The 11,324-nt window shown below is 65.5% G+C and carries 10 protein-coding genes; 5 read left to right on the top strand and 5 right to left on the bottom strand.

What is annotated here, in order from left to right; translation table 11 throughout:
• Position 1: 1 nt before the first annotated feature.
• The 5 genes from MMB92_RS10475 to MMB92_RS10455 all read left to right on the top strand — a co-directional run bounded on the left by MMB92_RS10475 (position 2) and on the right by MMB92_RS10455 (position 5,614).
• Positions 2–775 carry a glycosyltransferase family A protein gene (locus MMB92_RS10475; RefSeq protein ID WP_062884042.1) on the top strand — a complete coding sequence of 258 codons (774 nt, stop codon included), beginning with the start codon at positions 2–4 and terminating at the stop codon, positions 773–775.
• Positions 776–888: 113 nt separating this feature from the next.
• On the top strand, positions 889–1,734 hold the full coding sequence (locus tag MMB92_RS10470; protein WP_062884041.1) for a glycosyltransferase: 846 nt from the start codon (positions 889–891) through the stop codon (positions 1,732–1,734).
• Entirely contained in the window at positions 1,731–2,696 is a 966-nt protein-coding gene (locus MMB92_RS10465; protein WP_275521873.1) for an SDR family oxidoreductase, read from the top strand. The genes MMB92_RS10470 and MMB92_RS10465 overlap by 4 nt, the downstream gene beginning before the upstream one ends.
• Positions 2,697–2,701: 5 nt before the next feature.
• Entirely contained in the window at positions 2,702–3,718 is a 1,017-nt protein-coding gene (locus tag MMB92_RS10460) for a glycosyltransferase family 4 protein (RefSeq protein ID WP_062884040.1), read from the top strand.
• A 12-nt stretch (positions 3,719–3,730) separates the two neighbouring features.
• Entirely contained in the window at positions 3,731–5,614 is a 1,884-nt protein-coding gene (locus tag MMB92_RS10455; RefSeq protein WP_080330705.1) for a nucleoside-diphosphate sugar epimerase/dehydratase, read from the top strand.
• 78 nt (positions 5,615–5,692) lie between these two features.
• Here the strand turns inward: MMB92_RS10455 and MMB92_RS10450 are convergent, their stop codons facing one another.
• The 5 genes from MMB92_RS10450 to MMB92_RS10430 are packed head-to-tail and all read right to left on the bottom strand — an operon-like array spanning position 5,693 to position 11,130.
• Positions 5,693–6,799 carry a glycosyltransferase gene (locus MMB92_RS10450; protein ID WP_006496643.1) on the bottom strand — a complete coding sequence of 369 codons (1,107 nt, stop codon included), beginning with the start codon at positions 6,797–6,799 and terminating at the stop codon, positions 5,693–5,695.
• 27 nt (positions 6,800–6,826) lie between these two features.
• The gene (galE, locus tag MMB92_RS10445; RefSeq protein WP_062884038.1) at positions 6,827–7,849 is read right to left on the bottom strand and encodes a UDP-glucose 4-epimerase GalE; all 1,023 of its coding nucleotides are present in this window, start codon (positions 7,847–7,849) and stop codon (positions 6,827–6,829) included.
• Between the two features lie 15 nt (positions 7,850–7,864).
• On the bottom strand, positions 7,865–9,001 hold the full coding sequence (locus MMB92_RS10440) for a glycosyltransferase family 4 protein (RefSeq protein ID WP_277562688.1): 1,137 nt from the start codon (positions 8,999–9,001) through the stop codon (positions 7,865–7,867).
• A 51-nt stretch (positions 9,002–9,052) separates the two neighbouring features.
• Positions 9,053–9,877: a glycosyltransferase gene (locus tag MMB92_RS10435; RefSeq protein ID WP_006485112.1), complete on the bottom strand. Its 825-nt coding sequence runs from the start codon at positions 9,875–9,877 to the stop codon at positions 9,053–9,055.
• Positions 9,874–11,130, bottom strand: coding sequence for an oligosaccharide flippase family protein (locus MMB92_RS10430; protein ID WP_062884036.1), 1,257 nt, complete (start codon positions 11,128–11,130; stop codon positions 9,874–9,876). The genes MMB92_RS10435 and MMB92_RS10430 overlap by 4 nt, the downstream gene beginning before the upstream one ends.
• Between the last annotated feature and the right edge of the window lie 194 nt (positions 11,131–11,324).

Below are 11,324 nucleotides of genomic sequence, written 5' to 3'. Positions count from 1 at the left end.
CATGACGAAGTTCGATATTACTGCAGTCATCAATGGCCACGCCGAGGGGCTGCTTGCGCATGCCTCGCTCAATAGCTTGTCGCGCAGCGCGGATGTCGCGGCGGCGGCCGGATTACGTGTCGAAATGCTCGCCGTTCTCGACAAGCCGAACGCGCTGACGCTGCAGGTGTTTGAAGAATACGCGTCGCGGCGCGAGGATCTGCGAATCGTAACGGTCGAGCATGGTGACCTCGGCTATGCGCGCAATTCCGCCGCTGACGAAGCAAACGGGAAATGGATCGGGTTTCTCGATGCGGACGACATCTGGTGTGCCGACTGGCTCGTCGCGGCGCACAAGGCCGCGGAAGCCGATCCCCGCAACGTCGCGTGGCACCCGGAAGTGAACGTGTGTTTTGGCGCTACACCCAATATCTATCTGCACGTCGACATGGAAGATCCCAGCTTCCATGTCGCGCAGCTCGCATTTACCAATGCGTGGACGTCCCTCGTCTTCACGTCCAGGGATTTTTTGAGATCGGTGCCGTATACGGGCACCGATTTCAAAAACAATATCGGGTATGAAGATTGGGGATGGAACATTTCCGTCATCAACAGTGGCGGTATCCACAAGATCGTTCCGGGTACGTCGCATGCAATCCGGACTAGGCACACGTCGCTTGTTAAGCAGACGACGGCCGCGGGCTGCATCCCGAGGCCCTCCGATCTGTTTCGCAATGCGATCCGAAACCGGGCGGCCATGGAGAATGAGCGGCTGCTTCCCGAGCAGGCCGACTAATTGCCCGAGATGAACGCGACCTGCTTGCAGCAGCCGTCCTGTGTCCAGACGGACGGAATGGGCTGTCCTATACAATCGGCGCTTCATCATGCGAGCGCGTTGTCGAACCACGGATGAATGTAATAAGCGTGCCCCCGCGAGATGCTGACGGTTTGTCGGTTTCCATCGTCGTATACCATCCCGACGCAGTTCAACTCGAGCAGACGCTCGTCAGCTTGGGCGCGGCCTGCGCGCATTTACGCGCGGTATCGCCGGGATATCCGGTCGACTTGTATCTGGTCGATAACGGCGGCCTTGGCGATGTCGGCGCCGTAGTACGTCCGCTCGACGCGCAGGGCATCAGATGCCGGGTTCTGACGGGGCACGGCAATGTCGGCTATGGGCGAGGGCACAATCTCGCGATCGACCTATCGACGCGTCCGCTTCATCTGATCCTGAATCCGGATATCGATCTGGACTCGCATGCCCTGGTTGCCGCGCGCAAGTTCTTCGATTCGCATCTGGATGCGGGTGCGCTCGCGCCCCGTATCGGCGACGAATCCGGCGAGCCGCAATACCTCTGTCGCCGCTATCCGGCGCTCCTTGACCTGCTCGTGCGTGGCTTCCTGCCGTCGCGGTTCCGGCAACCGTTCACGAATCGCCTTGCCCGCTACGAAATGCGCGACATCATCAACGATCGCGATATCGTATGGGACCCCCCGATCATCAGCGGCTGCTTCATGCTGTTCCGCACTGAAGTCCTGAAAAAGCTCGGGGGGTTCGATCCCCGCTATTTCCTGTACTTCGAGGATTACGACCTGAGTCTGCGAACGCACGACTTTGCCCGTGTCGCGTATGTCCCGTCGGTTCGCGTGGTTCACCACGGCGGTGGAGCGTCCCGCAAGGGCTTTGCGCATATCCGGATGTTCGCTGCATCGGCTTTCAAGTTCTACAACCGCTTCGGCTGGAGGTGGTGGTGAGCAGCATCGTCGTGACAGGTGCGAATGGCTTCGTCGGCCGCGCGGTGTGCCGGCTCGCGCTCGCGCGGGGGCATGACGTTACTGGCCTGGTGCGCCGGCCGGGCGAATGCATGCCAGGCGTGCGCGAATGGGTACACGATGCGCCCGATTTCGATGGTCTGAGTGACACGTGGCCCGGCGACCTTGAGGTCGACTGCGTGATCCATCTCGCGGCGCGTGTGCACGTGATGCGCGACGAGTCGCCGGATCCCGACGCCGCGTTCGACGCCACCAATGTCGCCGGTACCTTGCGTCTCGCCAAAGCCGCGCGTCAGCGTGGCGTGCGCCGCATCGTCTACGCAAGCAGCATCAAGGCGGTCGGCGAGCGTGACGGTGGCGCGCCGTTGTCGGAAGCGGTGAGTCCTGATCCGCAGGACGCCTACGGCCGCTCGAAGCTGCGCGCCGAGCGCGAACTTGCACAATTCGGTGAGTCGAACGGGCTCGACGTCGTGGTCGTTCGGCCGCCGCTGGTCTACGGTCCGGCGGTCCGCGCGAACTTCCTGCGGATGATGGACGTGGTTGCGCGCGGGATGCCGCTGCCGCTCGGCTCGATCGCGGCACGCCGCAGCATCGTCTACGTCGACAACCTGGCTGACGCATTGCTGCAATGCGCGATCGATCCGCGTGCTGCCGGCGAATGTTTCCACGTCGCCGACGACGATGCGCCGTCGGTCGCCGGTCTGTTACTTCTGGTCGGCGATGCGCTTGGCAAGCCGGCCCGCCTGATCGCCGTCCCGTCCGCGGTGCTGCGAGCGCTCGGTACGCTGACCGGCCGCCGCGCGGCGATCGACCGTCTGACCGGCAGCCTCCAGCTGGATACGGGCCGGATCACGCGCGTGCTCGGCTGGCATCCGCCTTACACGACAAGACAGGGCCTCGAGGCGACCGCCGCATGGTATCGTTCGCGCGATACACAACAATAGCCGACATGCATTTTTCGATATCCACGTGGCCCGAAGCGGCCGCGGTGGCGCTGGCCACTGCCATCGCGTCGACGGTCGTCCTGCGTGTATTGCTCGCGACTGGCCTGGCGTGGCGCCTTGCCACCGATATTCCGAACGACCGTTCGCTCCACACGCTGCCGACGCCCCGCGTCGGCGGATGGGGCATCGTACCGGTCTGCGTCATCGCATTGCTCGCGCTGGCGCCGCACTTGTGGCTGATTGCCGCCGCCGCCGCAGGGCTTGCCGCGATGTCCCAGATCGACGACCGGCGCGGGCTCCCCGCCCGTGTGCGGTTCTCGGCGCACCTCGCGGCGGTGATCGCGCTGCTCGCCGTGTTTCCGGCCCACGCACCGTGGTGGTTGCTGGTCGGCATCGGCTTCGTAATGGTCTGGCTGACAAACTTGTACAACTTCATGGACGGTGCGGATGGCCTCGCGGGTGGCATGGCGCTGTTCGGCTTCGGCGCGTATGCGATCGCGGCGCTGACGAGTCCGACGCCGTCGCCGGATCTGGCCGTGGCCGGCGCGGCTGTTGCCGGCGCCGCGCTTGGGTTCTTGCTGCTGAATTTCCACCCCGCCCGGCTGTTTCTCGGCGACGCCGGCTCGATTCCGCTCGGATTCCTGGCGGGAGCGCTTGGCTACTGGGGCTGGAGCGAGGGCGTGTGGCCGATCTGGTTTCCGGCGCTTGTGTTCGCGCCCTTTATTGCCGATGCATCTGTAACACTTTTGAGACGTCTGTTACGCGGCGAAAAGTTCTGGCAGGCGCATCGTGAGCATTACTATCAAAGGATGATCCGGGCGGGGGTGGGTCATCGCCGGACCGCTCTTTATTGGTATCTCGTCATGCTCGCAGGCATAATCGTCGCCGCGTGGGCAATAGGCCGCCCGGAATCGCAGCAATGGCTGTCGTTCTTCGCGTGGTATAGCGTCCTGGCATGTATCGGATGGGCGATCGACATGCGTTGGCACCGGTTTCGGTCGGCTGCCGAAAATAACTCTTGAGGTTTCCCGCCGATGTTGCGATCCAAAGCATCATGGCTTTCGCTGAGCGCGTTTCTGTTTGACTTGACGGCGGTCGCCGCCGCGTGGTTGTTCGCCTATCTCGTCCGATTCAACGGCAGTGTTCCGCCCGAGTTCATGGGAGGCGCGTTGACGGCGCTCGTCTGGGTGCTGCCCGTCTACGCGCTGATGTTCCACGTGTTCGGCCTCTATCGCGGCCTGTGGGTATTCGCGAGCCTTCCCGACCTCGTTCGGATCGCGAAGGCGGTTGCCGGTGGTGGCATGATCGTGATGATCGGCGCGGTGATGTTCCAGCCGCACCCGATCATCCCCCGCTCGGTGCTGCTCGTGTCGCCGCTGATGCTGTTCCTGGCGATGGGCGGCGCCCGCGCGCTGTATCGCGCGACCAAGGAGTACTACCTGTACGGCGGGCTCGTCGGCAAGGGCAAGCCCGTGCTGGTGCTCGGCGCCGGCACGGCCGGCGCGAGCCTCGCACGCGAACTGTCGCGCTCCGGCGAATGGCGCCTCGTCGGCCTGCTCGACGACGACGTTACGAAGCAACGTCGCGAAATCTACGGTTACAAGGTACTGGGCTCGTTCAACGACCTCAAACACTGGACCGATGCGATGAAGGTCGAATACGCGATCATCGCGATTCCGTCGGCGTCGGTCGAAACCCAGCGCCGCGTCGCGACCCTGTGCGTGCGGGCCGGCGTGAAGGCGATGGTGCTGCCGTCGCTGACCGCGCTGATGCCGGGACAGGGCTTCCTGTCGCAGGTACGGAACATCGATCTCGAGGATTTGCTCGGCCGCGAGGCCGTGACGATCGATACACCGCACGTCGAAGCATTGCTGCGCGGCCGCGTCGTGATGGTGACGGGCGCGGGCGGCTCGATCGGCTCCGAACTGTGCCGGCAGATCCTGCGCTTCGCGCCGGCGCAGCTCGTTGCGTTCGATTTGTCCGAATACGCGATGTACCGGCTGACCGAGGAATTGCGCGAGCGCTTTCCGGATTTGCCCGTGCTGCCGATCATCGGCGACGCGAAAGATTCGCTGCTGCTTGATCAGGTGATGTCGCGCCATGCGCCGCACATCGTGTTCCATGCGGCCGCCTACAAGCACGTGCCGTTGATGGAAGAGCACAACGCATGGCAGGCGCTGCGCAACAACGTGCTCGGCACCTATCGCGTGGCGCGGGCGGCGATCCGCCACGACGTGCGTCACTTCGTGCTGATCTCGACCGACAAGGCCGTCAATCCGACCAACGTGATGGGCGCGAGCAAGCGTCTCGCCGAAATGGCCTGCCAGGCGTTGCAGCAGACGAGCGGGCGCACGCAGTTCGAGACGGTGCGCTTCGGCAACGTGCTCGGCAGCGCGGGCAGCGTGATTCCGAAGTTTCAGCAGCAGATCGCGAAGGGCGGCCCGGTCACGGTCACGCACCCGGAGATCACGCGTTTCTTCATGACGATCCCGGAAGCGTCGCAGCTCGTGCTGCAGGCGTCGAGCATGGGGCACGGCGGCGAGATCTTCATTCTCGACATGGGCGAACCGGTGAAGATCGTCGATCTCGCATGCGACCTGATCCGCCTGTACGGTTTCTCGGAAGAACAGATCCGGATCGAGTTCACCGGGCTGCGGCCGGGCGAGAAGCTTTACGAGGAACTGCTCGCGGACGACGAGGCGACGACGCGCACGCCGCACCCGAAACTGCGGATCGCGCGGGCGCGCGAAGTGCCGGACAATTTCCTCGACGAACTGCTGCCGTGGCTGATGCAGCATCGTGTGCTGTCGGATGACGAAGTGCGGCGCGACCTGCGGCGCTGGGTGCCGGAATACCAGACGGCGGTTGCTCCCGTGTTGCAGAGTGTGCCGTCGGTGCGCGTCGCATCGAACGGGTGACGTGGCTCCAGGCCGGAACCCGAGTGGTAAAAAAAGCGCCCGGCTGGGCGCTTTTTTGTTCGGAAGCGAACGTATCGTTCAACGGCTCTGTCGATGCTTCCTCACCACCATCCACCTCGGCGCCTTGAACCGCACGATGCTGAGATAAAGCCACACATAAGTCACCGCGAACAGCACGACGAACGCGAACAGGTGCACCGTATGCCGCCAGAACAGCGTCGCCGGTATCACCGCGACGAGGCACAGCAGCCACAGATAAGGTGAAGTCAGCGAATTGCGCCGCGTCAGGTCGTGCGCATGCTTCGTGCCGACGGCCCAGCGCATCAGCCGCTTGTACACGAGCATGTGCAGGTGCACGCCGTCCGGAATCCCTGGCGACATCCCGCGAATGAACTTCTTCCGGTAGATCGAGAAGCAGGTCTCGAAGATCGGATACATGAACAGCAGCACCGGGTACCATGCGGACACTTCGCGGTTGCGCATCACGAGCATGATCGCGAGTTCCGCGAGCATGAAGCCGATGAAATATGCGCCGCCGTCGCCGAGGAAGATCAGCCCGGCCGGGAAATTCCACAGGAAGAAGCCGAGCACTGCGCCCATCATGATGATCGACGCGGACATCACGACCGGGTCGTTGACGTGGAACGCGACATACGCGAGTGACGCGAACATCATGAAGCTGACCATCGACGCGAGCCCGTTGAAGCCGTCGATGATGTTGATCGCATTCGCGAGCGCGGCGACCGCGAGCACGGTGACGAACGCCGAAATGGCGACGTAGCCGAGCAGGAAGTCGAGCGGCGGCACGCTGATGCGCGTGACCGCGATGTGCATCAGCCAGAATGCGAGCGCGGCCGCGCCCATCGTGCAGAGCAGCCGCGCACGCGGCGATACGCGCTTGGTCAGATCCTCGACGAGGCCGGACAGGAACGCCGGCAGCCCGCAGGCAACGATCCCGAGAATGCTGCCGGAGATCGTCGGATAGCGCCGGAACAGCACCAGCGCGGCAACGACGACCCCGGCGAGGATCCCGATGCCGCCCACCCGCGGCACCGGCCGCACATGGAATTTCTGCACGCCGGCCAGGTCGCTGTCGATCGAGAATTTCTCGTGAAGGTGCGCGTAGCGCACGATGAACAGCGTGACGAGCAGGGAGACGATGAAGCCGGACGCGAAGCTGAGCATGGGACCGCTCGGAAAATGGACAGCGGATTATACAAAACCGCGCGGGTTCCTCTCCTGCCATCGCCAGTGGTCGGCACACATTTCCTCGATGCCGAGCGTCGCGCGCCAGCCGATGATGTCGGCCGCGGCCTGCGGGTTCGCATAGCACTCGGCGATGTCGCCCGGGCGGCGCGCGACGAGTTCGTACGGCACCGGACGACCCGACGCCTTCTCGAACGCGCGCACCACTTCGAGCACGCTGTAGCCTTGCCCGGTGCCGAGATTCACGACGAAGCTCGCGTCGCGCTTCGCGAGCGCGTCGAGCGCGGCGATGTGCCCCTTCGCGAGATCGACGACGTGGATGTAGTCGCGCACGCCGGTGCCGTCCGGCGTCGGGTAGTCCGAGCCGAACACGCGCAGCTTTTCCAGCTTGCCGACCGCGACTTGCGCGACATACGGCATCAGGTTGTTCGGGATGCCGGCCGGATCCTCGCCGATCAGCCCGCTTGCGTGCGCGCCAACCGGGTTGAAGTAGCGCAGCGTCGCGATTCGCCACGACGGGTCCGAGACTTCGAGATCGCGCAGGATCTGCTCGGCGATCAGCTTCGACTGGCCGTACGGGTTCGTCGCGGACAGCGGGAACGATTCGTCGATCGGCGAGCGCTCGGGCACGCCGTACACGGTCGCGGACGAGCTGAACACGAACTGCCTGACGTTGCGCTCGCGCATGACCTTGAGCACGGCGAGCAGCCCGCCGATGTTGTTCTGGTAGTACTCGAGCGGCTTCTCGACCGATTCGCCGACAGCCTTGAGCGCCGCGAAATGAATCGTGCCGGTGATCGGATGCGCGTCGAACACTTTCGCGAGCGCGGCTTCGTCGCACACGTCGACCTGGTGGAACGCGGGCGTCTTGCCCGTGATCCGCTCGATCCGGCGCACTGATTCGGCCTTGCTGTTGACGAGGTTGTCGACGATCACGACGTCGTAGCCGTTGTCGAGCAGCTCGACGGTCGTGTGCGAGCCGATATAGCCGGCTCCGCCGGTGACGAGGATGGTGCCTTTAGCGGTCATTGCTGATGCGCTCCTTCAGAGGGTGATACCGGTTAACGAGTGGATGGTACGCCGGTAGCGTTCGACGACCTGCTGTTCGTCGAATTCCGCCGTGACCTTCTGCCGGCCGCGCGCGCCCATCGCTTCGCGTCCGGCCGTTCCGAGTTCGATCATGCGATTCAATTGCTCCGCGAGGTTCGCGCTGTCGCGTACGCGGCACAGGTAACCCGTGTCGCCGTCGGCGACGACGTCGCGGCAGCCCGGCACGTCGGTCGCGACGATCGGGCGGCCCATCGCCGATGCTTCCATCAGCGTGCGCGGCACGCCTTCGCGGTACGACGGCAGCACGACGCAGTCGGCCGCCGCGATGTGCGGTCGCACGTCGTGCGCTTCGCCGAGATATTCGACGATGCCTTCGTCGACCCACGCGTCGACATCCGCGCGGCCGATCGCGCTCGGATTGTCGACGCCGAGCGGCCCGAGCAACTGGAAGCGCGCGTTCGGGAAGCGCTCGCGCACGAGACGCGCGGCCTCCACGTATTCGCGCACGCCCTTGTCCCACAGCAGCCGGCCGATCAGGATGAACACGGGCGCGTCGCCGGCGGGCAGCGGCACGGGCGCGAACTGTTCGAGATCGACGCCTTCGCCGTGCAGCAGCCGTGCGCGATCGGGGTGCGCGAGCAAGCGCTCGTCGGTGAAGGTCGCGAGATCGTCGCGGTTCAGGAACCACACTTCACGCGGGAAGCGGAACGCGAACCGGTACAGGCGCTTCGCGACGCTCGCCGCGCGGCTCTTCTGGATGAACACGTAGCCGAGGCCCGTCGTCACCGCGATCGACGGCACGCGCGCGAGCCACGCGGCCACCGAGCCGTAGATGTTCGGCTTGATCGTGTAATGGAACACGAGGTCGGGCCGCAGCGCGCGATAGTGGCGCACCAGCGCGGCGAGCGTGCCGAGATCCTCGCGCGGGCTCGTGCCTTTCGACGCGACCGCGAGCGCCACGTAGCGGCAGCCCATCCGCTCGAGCAACGGCACGGTGCGGTCGTGCGGCGCGATCACGACGACCTCGGCGCCGCGCGCGACGAGCGCACGGATCAGCCCGTGGCGATACGTATGGATCGCCCAGGCCGTGTTGCAGACGAGCGCGATGCGCAGCGGGGAGGTGGCGGACATGAAAAAAAGAAAAAATAAAGCGTCGAAATTGCCGAACGGGCCGGATGCACGTCAGGCGGACGGCCGCGCGGCGAACAGCGTCTGCTTGATACGCTGCAGCGTACGGTACGGCGTCACGAAATGCAGCAGGTTCTTGGCGAGGCCGGCCCAGTCGTACGGGTTCAGCACGTTGAAGTGGCGCAGCAGCAGCGTGAGCGTCGACACCAGCTGGCGCCGGCGTTTGGTCGCGCTGATCCCGCCCTCGTTAAGCTCGTAATACAGGCCGAGTTCCGGCAGGTTCGCGCAATCGTAGCGTTGCATTAACCGTAAAAAAAGATCGAGATCCTCGGCCGCGCGGTACTTTGCCCGATAGTTGCCCACTTCGCGCACGGCGTCGATGCGCAACATCACAGACGGATGCACGAGCGGCGAGCGCAGGAAGCGCGTGCGGCGCAGCGTGCGCGGATCGGCGGCCGGCGTGAGCATGAAGCGCGGCTCGCCGGCGCGCGACACGACCTGCGTCCACATGCCGACGCAGGCCACGCGCGGATGGGCGCCGAGATAGGCGCGCTCCTTCGCGAGGCGCTGCGGCGCGGCGAGATCGCCCGCGTCGATACGGGCCGCGTAGCGGAAGCCGCGCGCCGCGAGCGCGTCGATGCCGGCCGCCAGCGCGCGTTCGATGCCGCCGTTCCGGGGCATGCGCAGCACGTCGATCGACAGGCCCGGCAGATCGGGCGCGACGATCGGCGGCGTGCTGCCGTCGTCGACGATCAGCACGTGCACGGGCGCGTCCTCGCGAAACGACGCGAGGGTCCGGACGACGTCGTCGTGCCCGTTGTAGGCCGGCATCAGCACGGCCACGTCGTCGAGCGGGGTCGGGCAAGCAGGGGACGTCATGTTCGCAGCTTGAAACGGATGTAATAAAAGTTGACGGCGGCCGCCGCGAGATAGCCGGCCGCCAGCCCGACGAGCGCGCCGTACAGGCCGAGCCGCGGGATCGCGAACAGGTTGACGAGCGCGGCGATGGCCAGCGCGAGCAGCCATTTCGACAGCAACACGAATTTTGCTTGATATTTGAGAACGATAAGATTGCCTATCGCCTCGATGCCGGCCGGCACGGACAGCCAGACGGCCCAGCGGAAGATGTCGACCGACGCCTCGTAGCCGCGGCCGAACACCTTGCCGACGATCAGCGGGGCGGCGGCGTCGAGCACGAGCGCGCCGGCCGCCATCAGGCCGGCCGTCATCGCGATCAGCCGGACGATGTTGCGGCGCAGCCGCGCGACGTCCTGCACGCGGTAGACGAAGGCGGGCGCGATCGTCTGCGCGAGCATCAGCGCGAGCGTGATCCAGTTCTCGTTGAGCTGCTGCGCGGCCGAATAGCGGCCGAGATCGGCGAACGACACGTGGCGCTCGAGCATCAGGCGGTCGAGCTTCAGGAACAGGTACATGCAGATGAGGCCGAGCCAGAACACGGTGCCGGCCGTTGCAAAGTGCCGGAACAGCGGCTTGTCGAACGTCCAGCCGAGCGCACCGCCGTTACGATGGCGGTAGTACAGCAGCAGCGCGAAGCCGATCGCGGCGGCTTCCAGCGCCCACAGCCACGCGAAGCGGGCGGGGCCGGCGGCCGCGCGGACCAGCAGCCAGACGAGCAGCGCCTTGGCGAGCGCGGTGACCATGCTGGTGACGAGCTGCGGCTTGCTGTAGGTCATGCTCTGCAGCCACGCGTTGATCACGCCGACGAACGGCTCGCGGAACACCATCGTGACCGCGAGGCCCGCGAGCATCGCGCCGACCAGCGGGTCGAAGGCGCCCGCGGCGATCGCGATCCAGGTCGCGGCGAGCGCGGCGACCGACACGGCGATGCGCAGCACGAACGCGCTGCCGAGCACCGCGCCGAGCTGCGCGGGCGGGCGCTGGACGATGGTCGGGACGAGGATTTCCGCGCCGCACACCCAGGTGAGCGGCGCCAGTACCAGGAGAAGCGTATTCGCATACTGCCATTTGCCGAACACATCTGGCCCGAAATAACGGGCCAGCAGGCCGCTGATCGCGATCGCGACGCCGATCTGGGTGAGCCGTTCGAGCCCCAGCCAGACGAGGTTCGCGACGGCCTTCGCGACGTCCGGGTTGCCGAAGCGCCTCAGCATGCGCGGCAGCGGCGGCGCGCGCGAGGGGCGGCCGGAGGCGGCAGGTGGGCGGCGGCGGGGCGGCTAGGCATTAAAATGGGCGACATGCGCGTCATCGAAACCCGCGATTATAAGTGGGATCGCGGCCGCTCCAGCCGTTGCGCCCCGTGTTCCGCCGGCAGGCATGTATCATGCGCGGCACCCGCGAGCGGCGG

Origin of the sequence: Burkholderia sp. IO2, assembly GCF_029522185.1 — a bacterium.
In the GTDB taxonomy this organism is placed as follows: domain Bacteria; phylum Pseudomonadota; class Gammaproteobacteria; order Burkholderiales; family Burkholderiaceae; genus Burkholderia; species Burkholderia cenocepacia.
This window is presented reverse-complemented; position numbering and strand designations above follow the sequence as displayed.

What these genes read in the sequence shown, in the direction of transcription:
- MMB92_RS10470 (WP_062884041.1), top strand. Translation starts at nt 889, where the DNA reads ATGAATGTAATAAGCGTGCCCCCGCGAGATGCTGACGGTTTGTCGGTT.
- MMB92_RS10440 (WP_277562688.1), bottom strand. Translation starts at nt 9,001, where the DNA reads ATGTCCGCCACCTCCCCGCTGCGCATCGCGCTCGTCTGCAACACGGCC.
- MMB92_RS10430 (WP_062884036.1), bottom strand. Translation starts at nt 11,130, where the DNA reads ATGCTGAGGCGCTTCGGCAACCCGGACGTCGCGAAGGCCGTCGCGAAC.
- MMB92_RS10435 (WP_006485112.1), bottom strand. Translation starts at nt 9,877, where the DNA reads ATGACGTCCCCTGCTTGCCCGACCCCGCTCGACGACGTGGCCGTGCTG.
- MMB92_RS10475 (WP_062884042.1), top strand. Translation starts at nt 2, where the DNA reads ATGACGAAGTTCGATATTACTGCAGTCATCAATGGCCACGCCGAGGGG.
- MMB92_RS10455 (WP_080330705.1), top strand. Translation starts at nt 3,731, where the DNA reads ATGTTGCGATCCAAAGCATCATGGCTTTCGCTGAGCGCGTTTCTGTTT.
- MMB92_RS10460 (WP_062884040.1), top strand. Translation starts at nt 2,702, where the DNA reads ATGCATTTTTCGATATCCACGTGGCCCGAAGCGGCCGCGGTGGCGCTG.
- galE (WP_062884038.1), bottom strand. Translation starts at nt 7,849, where the DNA reads ATGACCGCTAAAGGCACCATCCTCGTCACCGGCGGAGCCGGCTATATC.
- MMB92_RS10450 (WP_006496643.1), bottom strand. Translation starts at nt 6,799, where the DNA reads ATGCTCAGCTTCGCGTCCGGCTTCATCGTCTCCCTGCTCGTCACGCTG.